The organism is Spiribacter sp. SSL99 (assembly GCF_009805925.1).
In the GTDB taxonomy this organism is placed as follows: Bacteria; Pseudomonadota; Gammaproteobacteria; order Nitrococcales; family Nitrococcaceae; genus Spiribacter; species Spiribacter roseus.
Genome location: NZ_MAOM01000018.1, coordinates 134,820 through 150,139, shown reverse-complemented (window position 1 = coordinate 150,139; position 15,320 = coordinate 134,820). Strand labels below are relative to the sequence as shown.

15 protein-coding genes are annotated in these 15,320 nt (G+C 66.6%); all 15 read right to left on the bottom strand.

Annotated features, from left to right (window positions below; translation table 11 throughout):
- Positions 1-49 precede the first annotated feature (49 nt).
- Positions 50-919 carry a glycine betaine ABC transporter substrate-binding protein gene (locus BA899_RS07340; RefSeq protein ID WP_069134164.1) on the bottom strand — a complete coding sequence of 290 codons (870 nt, stop codon included), beginning with the start codon at positions 917-919 and terminating at the stop codon, positions 50-52.
- A gap of 28 nt (positions 920-947) precedes the next feature.
- Positions 948-1,796 carry a proline/glycine betaine ABC transporter permease gene (locus BA899_RS07335; protein ID WP_069134163.1) on the bottom strand — a complete coding sequence of 283 codons (849 nt, stop codon included), beginning with the start codon at positions 1,794-1,796 and terminating at the stop codon, positions 948-950.
- Positions 1,796-2,995, bottom strand: a complete 1,200-nt coding sequence (proV, locus tag BA899_RS07330; protein ID WP_159300199.1) for a glycine betaine/L-proline ABC transporter ATP-binding protein ProV — start codon at positions 2,993-2,995, stop codon at positions 1,796-1,798. The genes BA899_RS07335 and proV overlap by 1 nt, the downstream gene beginning before the upstream one ends.
- A gap of 161 nt (positions 2,996-3,156) precedes the next feature.
- The gene (locus BA899_RS07325) at positions 3,157-4,341 is read right to left on the bottom strand and encodes an O-succinylhomoserine sulfhydrylase (RefSeq protein ID WP_069134161.1); all 1,185 of its coding nucleotides are present in this window, start codon (positions 4,339-4,341) and stop codon (positions 3,157-3,159) included.
- Positions 4,338-5,849 carry an amidophosphoribosyltransferase gene (gene purF / locus BA899_RS07320; RefSeq protein ID WP_159300198.1) on the bottom strand — a complete coding sequence of 504 codons (1,512 nt, stop codon included), beginning with the start codon at positions 5,847-5,849 and terminating at the stop codon, positions 4,338-4,340. The genes BA899_RS07325 and purF overlap by 4 nt, the downstream gene beginning before the upstream one ends.
- A gap of 4 nt (positions 5,850-5,853) precedes the next feature.
- A complete protein-coding gene (locus BA899_RS07315) occupies positions 5,854-6,444 on the bottom strand; it encodes a CvpA family protein (protein ID WP_235011970.1) in 591 nt (196 codons plus the stop codon).
- Positions 6,445-6,471: 27 nt separating this feature from the next.
- Positions 6,472-6,969 (bottom strand): SPOR domain-containing protein, encoded by a 498-nt coding sequence (locus BA899_RS07310; protein ID WP_159300197.1) that lies wholly within the window; start codon positions 6,967-6,969, stop codon positions 6,472-6,474.
- Positions 6,970-6,996: 27 nt separating this feature from the next.
- A complete protein-coding gene (locus BA899_RS07305; protein WP_159300196.1) occupies positions 6,997-8,289 on the bottom strand; it encodes a folylpolyglutamate synthase/dihydrofolate synthase family protein in 1,293 nt (430 codons plus the stop codon).
- Between the two features lie 9 nt (positions 8,290-8,298).
- A complete protein-coding gene (accD, locus tag BA899_RS07300) occupies positions 8,299-9,183 on the bottom strand; it encodes an acetyl-CoA carboxylase, carboxyltransferase subunit beta (RefSeq protein ID WP_069134156.1) in 885 nt (294 codons plus the stop codon).
- Entirely contained in the window at positions 9,180-10,004 is an 825-nt protein-coding gene (gene trpA / locus BA899_RS07295) for a tryptophan synthase subunit alpha (protein WP_159300195.1), read from the bottom strand. The genes accD and trpA overlap by 4 nt, the downstream gene beginning before the upstream one ends.
- Positions 10,001-11,233 (bottom strand): tryptophan synthase subunit beta, encoded by a 1,233-nt coding sequence (gene trpB / locus BA899_RS07290; RefSeq protein WP_069134154.1) that lies wholly within the window; start codon positions 11,231-11,233, stop codon positions 10,001-10,003. Before trpB ends, trpA begins: the two co-directional genes overlap by 4 nt.
- Entirely contained in the window at positions 11,208-11,837 is a 630-nt protein-coding gene (locus BA899_RS07285; protein WP_159300220.1) for a phosphoribosylanthranilate isomerase, read from the bottom strand. Before BA899_RS07285 ends, trpB begins: the two co-directional genes overlap by 26 nt.
- 9 nt (positions 11,838-11,846) lie before the next feature.
- Entirely contained in the window at positions 11,847-12,647 is an 801-nt protein-coding gene (truA, locus tag BA899_RS07280) for a tRNA pseudouridine(38-40) synthase TruA (RefSeq protein WP_159300194.1), read from the bottom strand.
- Positions 12,644-14,200: a FimV family protein gene (locus BA899_RS07275; protein ID WP_159300193.1), complete on the bottom strand. Its 1,557-nt coding sequence runs from the start codon at positions 14,198-14,200 to the stop codon at positions 12,644-12,646. The genes truA and BA899_RS07275 overlap by 4 nt, the downstream gene beginning before the upstream one ends.
- Positions 14,200-15,312, bottom strand: coding sequence for an aspartate-semialdehyde dehydrogenase (gene asd / locus BA899_RS07270; RefSeq protein WP_069134151.1), 1,113 nt, complete (start codon positions 15,310-15,312; stop codon positions 14,200-14,202). Before asd ends, BA899_RS07275 begins: the two co-directional genes overlap by 1 nt.
- Positions 15,313-15,320: the final 8 nt, after the last annotated feature.

Below are 15,320 nucleotides of genomic sequence, written 5' to 3'. Positions count from 1 at the left end.
GTGTGAATCGGCCGATTGGCTCGGCCCGAGGTGCCCGAGGCACCGTCGATCAGAACTCGCCGGTCAGCCAGTAGTTGACCTGATCCGGGTTCTCATCGATGAACTGGCTGATCGCCTCGTCATAGGAGCTCTCGCGCGCCTCGAACATGTAGCCCTGAAGCTCGTCGAGCGACAGATACATGCGCGTCAGCACCTGGGAGATCTGCGGATAGTCCGCATCAAAGCCCGCGCGGGCCAGGACGTGAACACGCTCCGGACCACCCAGCACGCCCTGCGGATCCTCGAGATAGCGCAGGTCGTAAGCACCGAACTTCCAGTGCGGGCTCCAGCCGGTCACCACGACCCACTCCTCGCGGTTGGTGGCGCGGTCCAGCGCCGCCGTCATGCCGGCACCGCTCGAGGTCTGCAGGTTGTAGCCGTCGAGCTCGTACTCCTCGATGGCGGACTCGGAGAGCTGCGTGAGGCCGGCGCCCGGATCGATACCGGTGATGCGCCCGTCCAGCTTGTCGCGGACCGACTCGTTGGACAGATCGCTCAGCGAGGACAGCTGGCTTTCCGGGATGTAGTCCGGCACGACCCAGCCGAGGCGGGCCCCGTTGTAGAGCACGCCGAGGTTTTCGACGTTCGAGGCGATTTCCTCGTAATAGTCCTCGTGGGTTGCCGGCAGCCACGCCATCATCATGGCGTCGATGTCGCCGGTCTCGATGCCCTGGTACTGCGGCGCGATGTCCGTCTGCACCAGCTCGACCGTGTGGTCGGTGTTCTCATTGATCAGCCGCGAGGCGAGCTTGGTGACGAACTCGGCGTCAGACCAGGCCGTCCAGCCAATTTCAATCGTGTCATCCTGGGCCTGGGCACCCCCCGCGAGGGCCATCCCCAGCGCTCCGGTGACCAAGAGACGCGTTGATTGCCTTAGCATCGGGTTACTCCTTTCTTGCAACAAAAAATCAATCCTTGCCACGGCGCAGGCCAAAGCTCTGCGTCATCCGATCCAGCAGGATTGCGAGAATGACAACACCCAGTCCGCCCTCGAAACCGAGGCCGACGTCCAGCCGCTGAATGCCTGTCAAAACGGTATTGCCCAACCCCCCGGCGCCGATCATCGAGGCGATGACGACCATGGAAAGGGCCAGCATGATGGTCTGGTTGACGCCCGCCATGATAGAGGGCATCGCCAGTGGCACCTGCACCTTGTAAAGCAGCTGGCGTTGGGTGCAGCCAAAGGCGAGTCCCGCCTCGACGTTCTCCTGACTGACCTGGCGGATGCCGAGGTTGGTCAGGCGAACCGCCGGCGGCATCGCGAAGATCACCGTGGCGATGGTGCCGGGCACCTTGCCCAGCCCAAAGAAAATGGCCGCCGGGATCAGATAGACGAACGGCGGCATGGTCTGCATGAAATCCAGTACCGGCCGCACGACCATAGCCACCGCGTCGCGTCGCGCCATGGTGATGCCCAGCGGCAGCCCCACCAGCAGGGCGATCAGACTCGCGCCGATCACCAGCGCCAGAGTCTGCATGGTCTCCTGCCACAGTCCCATGCCAACCACCAGCAGCAGCGCCAGCGCGGCAAACAGACCAAACCGCCAGCCGACCCGGTACCAGGCAAACGCCACCAACAGAGGCGCCAAGATGAAGTCGGGCAGGAACAGCAGCGCCGACTCGAGCCCGTCGGCGACGAATCCAACGCCAGTGGCGAATCCATCAAGCGGCCCCGCCAGCGTCGAGCGGACCCACTCCACGCCGGCCTCGACCCATCCGCCGATGGGGATATCAATGATCTCCCGCAAATCAGCCATTATTCTGCTCCTGAGCGATCCAGTGTCTTGAGAACGGCGGTTCGGCTGATGCTGCCCACGTAATGGCCGCTGGCATCGGTCACCGGCAGCGGATGTCCGGTCTGCGCCGATCGGGTCACCACATCACTGAGGGGCGTATCCGCCGGCAGTGTCGTCACGTCGTCCAGAAACGCCGCGTCAAAACCCGCGTCATTGCCGGCATCCATCGCCTTTTTCAGCGAATCGGCACTGACCGTGCCGCGATAGCGCTCGTCGGTGTCCAGGACCACGCCCAGCTCGCGGTTGTTGGCATGCAGGCGCTCCAGCGCTGCGTGCAGGCTGGTGCCGGGACGATCGAACACCATGACCTGGCGGCGATCGGCCAGATCCGCCGCCGAGAACACCCGGGTGACGTCCACGCCGTAGAAAAACGAGCGCACATACTCATTGGCCGGCTGGGTGACGATTTCCTCGGGCGTGCCCACCTGAACGACCCGGCCTCCCTGCATGATGGCGATGCGATCGCCGATCCGCATGGCCTCGTCAAGATCATGGGAGATGAAAATGATGGTGCGGCGGTTCTCCCGCTGCAGCTGCACCAGCTCATCCTGCATCTCGGTGCGGATCAGCGGGTCAAGCGCCGAGAACGCCTCGTCCATCAGCATGATCGACGGGTCGGCCGCCAGCGCCCGGGCCAGCCCGACGCGCTGTTGCATGCCACCGGAGAGCTCCTCCGGGAAACTGCTGGCGTTGGGCTTGAGACCCACCTGCTCGAGGGCATCGAGGGCCCGCGCTTCGCGGGTCTCGCGGTCGCTGCCGGCCACTTCCAGACCAAAGGCGGCGTTCTGCAGCACCGTTTTATGGGGCATCAGCGCAAACGACTGAAACACCATGCTCATCTCGTGACGGCGCAGGTTGATCAGCTCGTTACGCGGCATCGCCGTGACATCACGTCCATCGATCAGAACCCGTCCCGCCGTGGCGTCGATCAGGCGGTTGAACATCCGCACGATGGTGGATTTACCGGAGCCGGACAGCCCCATGATGACGAAGATTTCGCCCTCTTCGATGTCGAAGGACGCGCGCTGGACACCCACGGTGTTGCCGGTCTTCTCGAAGATCGCGTCCTTTTCATAGCCTGCCTCCAGAAGACGCATGCCCTCATCGGGATCAGGCCCGAAGACTTTGTGGAGGTTATCGACCGAGATCTTGGTGGTCATCGGACAGCCCCTTGGGTTGGCGCGGTGATGGACGGCAGGCCGGGGGCGGTCGACGATGCGTCAGGCGCATCCAGGGGTGTGATGGAGAGACCGGTTGGGTCTGTCATACCGCTCCGCAATGGCTTCGATGAACGAAACCGTACGGAACCAGTAACGCTTGTTCAACCGCCCTGACGGATTCGCGACAACCCATGATCCAGATCGGTCTGGATGTCAGTTAAGTCCTCAAGACCCACCGAGACCCGCACGAGGCCTTCCTGAATGCCCATGGCCTCACGCTGATCCGCCGGCACACGACCGTGGGTAGTGGTGGCCGGATGGGTGATGGTCGAGCGGGTATCGCCGAGGTTGGCGGTAATCGAGAGCATCCGGGTATGGTCGATGACGCTCCAGGCCGCCGCTCGGCCACCCGCGACCTCGAACGAGACGATGCCGCCGAACGCCTTCTGCTGACGGGCCGCCAGCGCATGCTGCGGGTGATCCGCCAGGCCGCTGTAGAAAACCCGCGTCACCGCCGGGTGCGAGCGCAGCCATTCGGCAAGCGCGGCCGCCTGCTCGCTGTGGGCGCGCATGCGCAGGTTGAGCGTTTCGAGCCCCTTGAGGAATACCCAGGCATTGAACGGACTCATCGTCGGCCCGGCCGTGCGCAGCACCGGGAAGATGTGCCGATCCAGGGTATCGGCGTCACCGACCAGCGCACCGCCCACACAGCGCCCCTGACCATCGAGGTATTTGGTGGCGGAGTGCGAGACGATGTCCGCGCCCCAATCCAACGGCCGCTGCAGGGCCGAGGTGCAGAAGCAGTTATCCACCACCAGCCGCGCATCGTGGGCGTGGGCCAGATCCGCGAGGGCACGGATGTCCGCCACTTCGGTCAACGGGTTCGACGGCGTTTCGAGGAACAGCATCTGCGTTTCGGGGCGCATCGCCCCTGCCCAGGCATCCACGTCCGTCGGTGAGACGAAATCGGTGTGCACCCCGAACCGCGACAGCTGGTTGGCGAACAGCGAACTCGTGGTCCCGAACACACCCAGCGAGCAGATCACATGATCGCCGGTCCGCAGCAGCCCCATGCACAGGCTGAGGATCGCCGACATGCCCGAGGCCGTTGCGATTGCCCGTTCGCCGCCTTCCATCGCCGCCAGACGATTTTCGAAGGCCCGCACGGTGGGATTGGTGAACCGCGAATAGATATTCCCCGATTCCTCGCCGCTGAACCGTGCCGCCGCCTCGGCCGCGCTCCGAAAGGTGAAGCTCGACGTGGGGAATATCGCCTCGGAGTGCTCCTGCTCGGGCGTCCGCTCCCAGCCCGCACGCAGGCCGGTGGTGTCGTCGCCCCAACTCAAGAGCGCACCATCCCGAGTTCGTTCACGGCGGTGCTCTCCTGGCCCACCTGACGCGCCGCCTCGCCGCGCTGCGCCTCAAGCTGCAGCAGGTAGTCGACGCTGATGTCGCCGGTCACATAGCGGCCGTCGAAGCATGAGCAGTCAAAGCTGCCGATGCCGTTATTGCCCTCGCGTACGGCGGCCACCAGATCCTCAAGGTCCTGGTAGATCATCCCGTCGGCGCCGATGGTCTGGCGGATATCCTCCACCGATCGGCCATGCGCGAGCAGTTCCCGGGCCGCCGGCATGTCGATGCCATAGACATTGGGATAACGCACCGGCGGTGCGGCCGAGGCAAAGAACACCTTGTTGGCACCGGCGTCGCGGGCCATCTCGATGATCTGCTCCGACGTGGTGCCGCGGACGATGGAGTCATCGAGCAGCAGGACATTCTTGCCGCGGAATTCCAGTTCGATGGGATTGAGCTTCTGGCGGACGGATTTCTTCCGCACGGCCTGGCCCGGCATGATGAAGGTCCGGCCGATATAGCGGTTTTTGATGAATCCCTCGCGGTACCGGATGTTGAGATCGTTGGCCAGATCCAGCGCACTGGTGCGGCTGGTATCCGGAATGGGGATGACCACGTCGATGTCGTGATGCGCCCACTCCCGCTTGATTTTGCGGGCCAGGGTCCGCCCCATCCGCAGCCGCGATTTGTAGACCGAGACATCGTCGAGCATGGAATCGGGCCGGGACAGGTAGACGTATTCGAAAATACACGGCGAGAGCGCGGTCTCAGTGGCGCACTGGCGGGTGTGCAGACGCCCTTCGAGATCGATGAACACGGCCTCGCCGGGCGCCACATCACGGATGAGCCGGAAGCCGAGAACGCTCAGCGCGACACTCTCCGAGGCGATCATGTACTCGGTGCCCGAGGGCGTCTCGCGACTGCCGAAACACAGCGGCCGGATGCCATTGGGATCACGGAAGCCGAGCACGCCATAGCCGTTGATCATGGCCACGGCGGCGTACCCGCCATGGCAGCGCTCGTGAATACCGGTGACCGCATTGAAGATGTCCGACTCGTCCACCCGCAGCTTACCCAGCTCGGCGAGCTTATGGGCGAACACGTTGAGGAGGATTTCGGAATCGGAGCTGGTATTGATGTGGCGGAGATCTTCGAGAAAGAGATCGCGCTTGATGGCCTCGGCGTTGGTCAGGTTGCCATTGTGGGCGATGCTGATGCCGTAGGGTGAGTTGACATAGAACGGCTGGGCCTCGGCCGCACTGGCGCAGCCGGCGGTGGGATAGCGGCAGTGACCGATTCCCATGTTGCCCTGCAGCTGCATCATGTCCTGGGTGCTGAAGACATCGCGCACCAGCCCGTTGTCCTTGCGCAGATGCAGCCGGCCGCGATCAAAGGTCATGATGCCGGCAGCATCCTGCCCGCGATGCTGGAGGACCGTCAGGCCATCATAAAGGGCCTGGTTGACCGGTTCCCGGGCCACCATGCCGATTACGCCACACATAGATTCAGCTCCCGCTCTCGCCGTTGGATTGTGAATTGATCTGACAGTAGGCTTCCCAGTAGGCGAACGCCGCCGTGCCGTTGACCGGTGCCTGTGACACCCCGGGCACCTGACGCGCCTGTTCAAGCCAGCTGCCGACCTGTGCATGACAGACCCATGGGCGATAGCCCTGCGCGATCACCGACTCCCGCCACCAGGTCTCGTTGGGCACCGCGGTCAGGCCCGCCCCCAGCACCACCACGCCAATCAGCAGCAGGCCGCGCAGCGCACCGAAGACCACGCCCAGCAGCCGGTCGGTGCCCGACAATCCGGTCCGTCCAACCAGCATGCGGGCGAGAAAACTCACCAGCGCCCCCACCAGCAGGGTCAGGATGAAGAGCCCGGCGAATCCGGCCACCAGCCGCAGCATTGAGGAGGCGAGCCAGGGTGACAGGTAATCGCCCACCTGAGCGCTGTAGCGGACGCCGATCCAGAAAGCCGCCACCCAGACCAGCACCGAAATGACCTCGCGGACGAATCCGCGAATCACACCGATGACTACCGACAGCGCGATGACGCCGATAAACGCGAGATCCAGCCAGTTCAACGGTGTCATAGTCGCATCATTGTAACAGTCGATCGCCTAAGGCTCGACGATATAGCCGGGCAGATCGTGATCCTCAGCCAGGCGCTGGGCCATTGCCTCAGCCGCCGACCGCGTGTCCACCGGGCCCACCTGAACGCGATAGCGCAGACGATCCTCGCGGTCATTCTCGGCGATGCGGACCGTCAGGCCATCCTCATCGAGCCGTCCCGACAGGCGCCGGGCATTGTCGAGACTGCCAAACGCGCCGACCTGCACGAAAAATCCCGCGCCACTGCCCGCTGCCGGGTCTGGGCTCACGGGCGCCGGCGCCTCGGATGGTGCCGCTTCCTCAGGGGGAACCGGCTCCGGTGTCCCGTCGGTGGTGTCTTCGGGCAGGCTCGGCGCCGCGTCGAGGGAAGGCTCGGCGGGCATGTCCAGCTGTATGTCGACGCGGGTCTGCTCCACCGGGCCACTCAGCAGCATCGGCAGGAAGATGACACCCAGCGCGACCAGCACGATCGCCCCGATCAACCGCTGTCTGAATCGCTGATCCACCCCTGTGCTCCGCGTCACTCCACCGCCTCAGTCTCGGCTGCTGCCGCCCGCGTTGCAAGGGACAACGCCCGCCTGCATGAACACCTCGACGACCCGGAAGGATCCCGCGGCCACCGCCAGATCGCTGCCCGCTGCGCGTTGCTCAAGCTGCTGACGCGCCCCGGCCGCATCACCACGGCCAATCACCACCGCACCGACCGCCGCCAGCGCCCGTTCAATCGCCTCGGCGGAATGACTCTGAGGATCGTCCAGCGACAGGGCATACCACTCATCAACCACCGGGGCGAGCCGCTCGATCAGCACCCGCAGCGGCTTGCGGGCCATCAACCCGAACGCCATACGCACCCGGCCGTGCTCGCGATGGACGGCTAGGCGGCGGGCGAGCAACTCGATGGCCGACGGGTTGTGACCGACATCAAGCAGCCATCCACCCCCCGGCCCCGGCGCCCGCGACTGACGCCCGACAAGACGCGCCTTGGCGAGCCCCCGGGCGACACTGGCGGCGTCGACACCCAGCGATGGCAGGCCACGGGTCAGCGCCGCCACCGCTCCGGCGGCGTTGGCGAGCGCCGCATCGCCCATCCACTCCGGGCGGGGCAGATGCGCATAGTGACGGTGATCGTCATACCACGACCAGTCCCCATCGCCGCTGGCATACCCATAGTCCCGGCCCAGCTGATGCAGCGGGGCGGGTAGCGCCGCAGCCCGCTCGGCAATCCGCTGCGGTGGCTGGGGATCGGAGCAGATGATCGGCCGATGCGGCCGGGCGATCCCGAGTTTTTCACCGGCAATGGCCTCGCGGTTGTCACCCAGCCACTCCATGTGATCGAGATCGATGGCGGTGATCACCGCCACCTCCGGGTCCAGGCAGTTACTCGCATCCAGCCGCCCGCCCAGTCCCACTTCCAGCACCCAGGGATGGGCCCCGGCGGCCCGAAAACACCAGGCGGCGGCGAGTGTCGAGAACTCGAAGTAAGTGAGGGTGATCGATCCGCGCGCACGGTCAATGGCCTCGAACGCGGCCACGATATCGGCGTCGTCCACGGGCTTTCCATCAATGCGGATACGCTCGTTGTAGCGCAGCAGGTGGGGCGAAGTGAAGGCACCCGGGCGATGACCGGCAGCCTGTAGGATTGATTCGAGGCAGGCCACGGTACTGCCTTTGCCGTTGGTTCCCGCCACGGTGATGATCGGCGTTGGATCGCTTTGCAGCTCCAGCCGCCGGGCGACCTCGGTGATCCGCTCCAGACCCAGATCGATCCCGCGCGGATGCACCCCCTCGAGCCAGGCGAGCCAGCGCTCGAGCACGGTCGCGGCCATTGGCGTCGATCAGCTCGGGGCGGCGGCGGCCTGCCGGGGCGCCGGGGCATGGGTCAGCATCGCCAGCAGGGAGGCAATGCGCACACGCTGCTCACGGCGGTCGATGATCCGGTCCACCGCGCCGTGTTCAAGCAGAAATTCGCTGCGCTGAAACCCCTCGGGCAACGTCTCGCGCACGGTCTGCTCAATGACCCGGGGCCCGGCAAAACCGATCAGCGCGCCGGGTTCGGCGACGATGATATCGCCCAGGGTCGCGAGACTGGCGGACACACCCCCCATGGTGGGATCGGTGAGGACGCTGACGAATGGTACGCCGGCGTCCGAGAGCCGCTTCAGTGCGGCACTGGTCTTGGCCATCTGCATGAGCGAGAGCAGTGCCTCCTGCATGCGCGCGCCCCCGCTGGCGCTGAAACACACCAGCGGGCAGCCCGACTCGCGGGCCTGCTCGGCGGCGCGCACGAAGCGCTCCCCGACCACAGCCCCCATGGACCCGCCCATGAAGCGGAATTCAAAGGCCACCGCCACAACGGGCTGATCCATCAGCGTGCCGCGCATGGCCACCAGCGCGTCCCGCTCGCCAGTGGTGCGCTGCGCCTGACTCAGCCGATCCTTATAGCGCTTGGAATCCTTGAACCGCAGCGTATCGACGGGCTGCAGCTCGGCACCGATCTCGCTCTGCCCGGCTTCGTCCAGAAACAGCGCCAGCCGCCGCCGTGCGCCAATGCGCATATGGGCGTCACACTTGGGGCAGACTTCGAGATTGCGCTCAAGCTCAGGCCGATAAAGCACGGCATTGCAGGCCTCGCACTTGGTCCAGAGCCCCTCGGGAATGCTGTGACTGCGCCCGCCCTCGGTGCGGATCCGCGAGGGCATGAGCTTTTCAAACCAGCTCAATCCACCACCTCCGCCAGCGGTGTATCAAGGCCGGCACGCAGTTCGCGGGTGATGGCCTCGACCGCATCGCCGATGGCGGCGTCGTCACCGACATTCTCGGCGATGCGCGAGACGATGGCTGTGCCCACCACGACCGCGTCGGCGACCTGGCCGAGACGGGCCGCGTCATGGCCGCTCCGCACCCCGAACCCGACACCCACCGGTGTGCGGGTGGCCTGACGGATCGTATCAACGTGGCTGCCGACGTCATCCACATCCAGGGTGCCTGCGCCGGTCACACCCTTGAGCGAGACATAGTAGACAAACCCGCTGGCCTGGCCGCAGATCGAGTTGACGCGCTCCATCCGGGTGGTGGGCGCGACCAGCCAGATCGGATCCAGCGAGTGCGAGAGCAGCGCCGCCACCAGCTCGCTGCCCTCCTCGGGCGGCAGGTCGACGGTGAGGACGCCGTCCACGCCGGCGGCAGCGGCATCCCGGGCAAAGGCCTGGTAACCGATCTGCTCGATGGGGTTGAGATAGCCCATCAGCACCACCGGCGTATCGTTATCGGTGCGACGGAAATCGCGCACCATCTCGAGTACGCCACGCAGCCCGGTGCCGTTTTCGAGCGCGCGGTCGCAGGCCGACTGGATGACCGGCCCGTCCGCCATCGGATCGGAAAACGGCATGCCCACCTCGATCACATCGGCGCCGGTGTCCACCAGCCGGTGCATGAGCGGGACCGTCGCCCGGGGGTGCGGATCGCCGCCGGTCAGATAGGTGACGAGGGTCTTGCGCTGCTCAGCGCGGCGCTGCTCAAAGCGGTGCCCGATCCGGCTCATAGTTCCATCCCCTCTACCTCGGCCACAGTGTTGATGTCCTTGTCGCCACGACCCGAACAGTTGATGACGATGATCTGATCGGGCGACATGTCCGCGGCCAGCTTTTCGGCATAGGCGATGGCGTGAGCGGTTTCCAGCGCGGGGATGATCCCCTCGAGCTGCGCCAGGTTGTGGAATGCCGCGAGCGCATCGTCATCGTCCACCGCCACGTACTGAACGCGCCCGGTGTCCTTGAGCCAGGCATGCTCGGGGCCGACCCCCGGATAATCCAGGCCCGCCGAGACCGAATGGGTGGGCATGATCTGGCCGTCGGCGTTTTCCATCAGGTAGGTCCGGTTGCCATGCAGCACACCGGGGCGCCCCGCCGACAGCGGCGCTGCATGGCGCTCGGTGGCGACGCCCTCACCACCGGCCTCGGCCCCGTAGATGGCGACACCCGTATCGCCGAGGAAGGGGTGGAACATGCCGATGGCATTTGAGCCGCCGCCCACGCAGGCCACCAGCGCATCGGGCAGCCGCCCGTGCTGCTCAAGGCACTGTTCGCGGGTTTCGCGGCCGATCACCGCCTGAAAATCCCGGACCATTTCCGGATAGGGGTGCGGTCCGGCGACGGTGCCGATGATGTAGAACGTATCATCGACATTGGCCGCCCAATCGCGGAATGCCTCATTGAGGGCGTCCTTGAGGGTGCGGGTGCCGGAGTCCACCGGCACCACCCGGGCACCCATCAGCCGCATGCGGTAGACATTGACCGACTGCCGGCGGACATCCTCGGCGCCCATGTAGACGATGCACTCGAGCCCCAGCCGGGCGCAGACGGCGGCGGTTGCCACCCCGTGCTGGCCGGCGCCGGTCTCGGCCACGATCCGGCGCTTGCCCATGCGCACCGCCAGCAATGCCTGACCCATGGTGTTGTTGATCTTGTGCGCACCGGTGTGATCCAGATCCTCGCGCTTGAGGTACAGCTGGGCCCCACCCACGTTTTCCGTCCAGTGCCGGGCGAAGTACAGCGGCGTCGGCCGGCCGACGTAGTACTGCAGGTCGGCATACAGTTCGGCCTGGAACTCGGCGTCCGTCCGAAAGCGGTCATAGGCGGCGGCCAACTCCTCGAGCGGCGCCATGAGCAGCTCGGGGACGAACCGCCCGCCGTAGGGACCGAAATGCCCGAGCGGGTCGGGGAACTCGCCGTAATCGACGGGGGCTTCAATCGCCTGGATGACGTTCGACACGATAGACCTCTTCTATGAAGGCGGCGATGCTTCGCCGATCCTTGATCCCCGGGGCGGATTCGACGCCGCTGCTGCAGTCGACGCCCCAGGGTCGAATGGCTTCGACGGCCTCGGCGACATTATCGACGCGGAGTCCGCCGGCCACGATGATGCGGGGTTCAGCCGGCAGCGACTGGTGCCAGTCGAATGCCTCGCCACTGCCGCCGGCCGCCCCCGGCGGGTGTCCATCGAGCAGCAGCCCGGCCGCGGCCGGATGCTCGCGGGCCACCGCCCAGGCATCGCCGCCGGCCATGCCGACTGCCTTGATGTAGCGATCACCGAACTGTTCGCAGAACGCCGCCGACTCATTGCCGTGAAACTGCAGCAGATCCAGCGGAACAGCTGATCTGACCCGCCGGACCTGCGCGGCATCCGCGTCCAGGAACAGTCCCACGGCGCTCACCAGCGGCGGCAGCGCCGCCACGATCCGGGCGGCCTGCGCCTCGCTGACACAGCGCCGGCTGGGCGGATGAAACACCAGTCCGATCGCATCGGCGCCGGCCTCCGCCGCCATCACCGCGTCTTCGGGTCGCGTCACGCCGCAGATTTTGATCCGGCACCGCACAGTCATAGTTTACTCATCGCCCTCAGCAAGGGCAAAAACCGGCCCCTTCGGCGGCACCGGCAGGCCAAACCGCGCCGGATAGTCAACGCCCACCAGATACAGCCCGGCGGCCGGCGCCGTCACGCCCGCGCGCCGGCGATCCCTGGCCGCCAGCACCTGCCCCACCCAGTCGGGGGGATGATCGCCGGCGCCCACCCGCATGAGCGTCCCCACCATATTACGGACCATGTGATGCAGGAAGGCGTTCGCGCGGATATCAAAAACAAGCACTCCGTGGCGCCGGTGGATGCCAAGCGCATCCACCCGGCGATGCGGGTGATGGGCCTGACAGCCCGCGGCACGGAAACTGCTGAAGTCGTGCTCACCGAGCAGCGCGACGGCGGCCTGCTGCATCGGTTCAACCGCCAGCGACCGCCATGTCCAGCCCACACGATTGCGCAGCAGCACCGGCTGCGTCGGCCGGTCGACCAGCAGATAGCGATACCGCCGTGACGCCGCCGAACGCCGGGCATCAAACCCGCTCACTGACTGCACCACCCAGCGCACGCCGATGCCGCCCGGCAGATGCGTATTCACCCCCCTGACCCAGGCCCGGTCCGGACGCGTGGCGTGGGTGTCAAAATGCACGACCTGCTCACAGGCATGCACGCCGGCATCGGTCCGCCCGGCTGCCACGGTGGTCACCGGATGACAGGCCACCGCAGCCAGTGCCTGCTCCAGTCGCGCCTGGACGGTATCCGCGTGGTGCTGACGCTGCCAGCCGCTGTACGCGCTACCGTCGTACTCGACGCCGAGCACCACCCGGGTCATGCCTGGAACAGCGGATGATCCGGTGACAGCGCCCGTCCCTTGCGGGCCACCGTCCGCCAACGCTCGTCATCGGGATCGTCAAGCTGGGCCCGAAGGACATGCGCCTCGGCCTCAAAGCCGGACCGGTCTGAGCGCATCGCCAGCACGTCGAGCAGCTTCAGGCGCAGATCGATGCTGTCCGGCGCCTCGCCCAACGCCTCGTCCAGCACTGCCTGGGCGGCCTCGAGCCGGCCATGGGCAATCCGCTCGCTGGCCTGGGCGAGTGGATCCTCGGGCGCCTCATCCAGCGGGCGCACCCGTGGCTCACCCAGCGAGGTCTCGGCCACTCCGACGCCCTGCTCGACCCGGCCGCCGGCGGGCCGCCAGCTGTTCGGCATGGCGGATGCGGTGTTCTCGCGCGCGCGCCGACGCCGCACAAGCCCCAGCAGGATCAGCGAAAGCACCAGTGCCGTTGCCCCGAGAGTCCACTGCACCGCTGGCCGGCGCAGCGTGACGACGGGATTGGCGAGCGCGGCGCGGGCATGCCCTTCAAGCCACGCCCTCACCTGCCCGGCGGTCAGTGTTTCGGTGGGTGCCGGCGGGTCGGGCGTGGGCGCCGGTTGCGCGCGTTGCGCCTCGAGCCGCGAGAGATCGGCTTCAAGCCGCGAGAGCGTGGCCTGGAGCGAGCGGTTCTGCTGACTGAGCTCGGCATTGGAGGATTCGAGTCGCTGGAGCTGTGCCTCCAGCGGCTCCAGAGCCGCGTCGAGCCGCTCGCCGGCATCCCCCGATCCCGACCCGGTCAGCCGCGGATCCGGTGGCAGCAACTGCAGCCGGGGTACCGGCGATGACGGCGGAGCGGTCGATGTCGTCGAGGCCGACCCGGTCGCGGTGCTTGCCCCGCCATCGGCCTGCCAGGACCGGCCCTGGGCACGCACCCGCTCGGTGGCCGTGGGCTCGTCCGGGAACCGCAGCGCTTCGCCACGCGGCACCGCCAGATAGCTGTCACGCCTGAGTGCGTTGACGTTATCGGCACTGAAGCTGGCGGGATTTTCCGCGAGCAGCGAGAGCATCATCTGATTGTTGGTCACTGTCGGTGGGCGCAACTGCTGGGCCAGACTGTAGAGCGTATCCCCGGAGCGGGTCGGGCCGAATCGGGCGCTGGACGCCGGGCTGGCCTGCAGCCGGCCACCTTCGTTGGCGATGCGGTAACGGCGCAGCAACTGCCCGTCCGGCCAGCGCAGACGGACGAGAAACTCCAGCGTCCCGCCCGGCTCGGACACGGCGGTGGGCGCGGCGGTGGTGACCCGGATTCGATCCGCCGGGGACGTGTCCTGCTGCAGGGTCAGGCGCGGTGGCAGCGTGGAAGGATTGATCCCCGCCCGGGCATGCCCGCGATCGCTGGCCCGGGTGACGTCGAGCGCGCTGAGCGCCACCGGCCCGGTCCCGCGAATGGTGATGTGCCCGCGCAGTGGCTCGTCAGGGGCCGAGGCCAGTTGCAGATCGCCCAGCTCAAGGGCCGATGCCGATGGCAGCGCCACCAGCAACAGCCCGGCCAGCGCGATCGCGGGGCGCATCAGTCCTCCACCAGCAGCCGCAGCATGCGGCGCAGCGGCTCCGCGGCGCCCCAAAGCAACTGATCCCCCACGGTGAAGGCCGACAGGTAGTCGTCCCCCATCGCCAGCTTGCGCAAGCGCCCCACCGGGATATCCAGACCGCCACTGACCGCTGCCGGCGTGAGCTGCTGCTGACTGGCGGCGGGCTCATTGGGGACGACATGGACCCAGTCGTTGGCCTCGGCCAGGAGCGTTTCGATATCGGCCATCGGCACATCACGCCGCAGCTTGATGGTCAGGGCCTGGGCGTGTGAGCGCATGGCGCCGATCCTCACGCACAGGCCGTCGATGGGCAGCGGATTGGTCCGCCGGCCCAGGATCTTGTTGGTCTCGACCCCGGCTTTCCATTCCTCGCGGCTCTGACCGCTATCCATTGCCCGATCGATCCAGGGGATCAGGCTGCCGGCCAGCGGCACGCCGAACTGATCGGCGGGGTACTCGGCACTGCGAAGCGCCTCGCTGACGTCGCGGTCGATATCCAGAATGGCGCCCGCCGGATCGGCCAGCCGCGTGCCCGCCGCCGCGTGCAGATGCCCCATCTGCCGCAGCAGCTCGCGCATGTGCTGGGCGCCGGAGCCTGATGCCGCCTGATAGGTCATCGGCGAAATCCACTCCACCAGATCATGTTCCAGCAGCCCGCCAAGCGCCATGAGCATGAGACTGACCGTGCAATTGCCCCCGACGAAGGTGCGCACACCGTCGCTCAGCCCCTGACGGATCACCCCGGCATTGACCGGATCGAGGACGATCATGCTGTCCTCGGCCATGCGCAGGGTCGAGGCGGCATCGATCCAGTAGCCCTGCCAGCCGGTGCGGCGCAGATCGTCATAGACCGCGCCAGTGTAATCACCGCCCTGACAGGTCACGATGATGTCCATCTCCGCGAGCGCCTCGATGGAATGGGCATCGCGCAGCGCCGGCACCGGCTTGCCGACATCCGGCCCCGGCTGTCCGGTCTGCGAAGTGGAAAAGAACACCGGCTCGATGTCGGCGAAGTCATTCTCGCGGCGCATGCGGTCCATGAGCACCGAGCCCACCATGCCGCGCCATCCGATCAGCCCTACCTTGTTCATGCATCCCC

Coding starts and splice junctions, on each gene's coding strand:
- BA899_RS07275 (WP_159300193.1), bottom strand. CDS start 14,200: ATGCGCCCCGCGATCGCGCTGGCCGGGCTGTTGCTGGTGGCGCTGCCA.
- BA899_RS07305 (WP_159300196.1), bottom strand. CDS start 8,289: ATGGCCGCGACCGTGCTCGAGCGCTGGCTCGCCTGGCTCGAGGGGGTG.
- BA899_RS07335 (WP_069134163.1), bottom strand. CDS start 1,796: ATGGCTGATTTGCGGGAGATCATTGATATCCCCATCGGCGGATGGGTC.
- trpA (WP_159300195.1), bottom strand. CDS start 10,004: ATGAGCCGGATCGGGCACCGCTTTGAGCAGCGCCGCGCTGAGCAGCGC.
- proV (WP_159300199.1), bottom strand. CDS start 2,995: ATGACCACCAAGATCTCGGTCGATAACCTCCACAAAGTCTTCGGGCCT.
- purF (WP_159300198.1), bottom strand. CDS start 5,849: ATGTGTGGCGTAATCGGCATGGTGGCCCGGGAACCGGTCAACCAGGCC.
- asd (WP_069134151.1), bottom strand. CDS start 15,312: ATGAACAAGGTAGGGCTGATCGGATGGCGCGGCATGGTGGGCTCGGTG.
- BA899_RS07340 (WP_069134164.1), bottom strand. CDS start 919: ATGCTAAGGCAATCAACGCGTCTCTTGGTCACCGGAGCGCTGGGGATG.
- BA899_RS07315 (WP_235011970.1), bottom strand. CDS start 6,444: ATGACACCGTTGAACTGGCTGGATCTCGCGTTTATCGGCGTCATCGCG.
- truA (WP_159300194.1), bottom strand. CDS start 12,647: ATGACCCGGGTGGTGCTCGGCGTCGAGTACGACGGTAGCGCGTACAGC.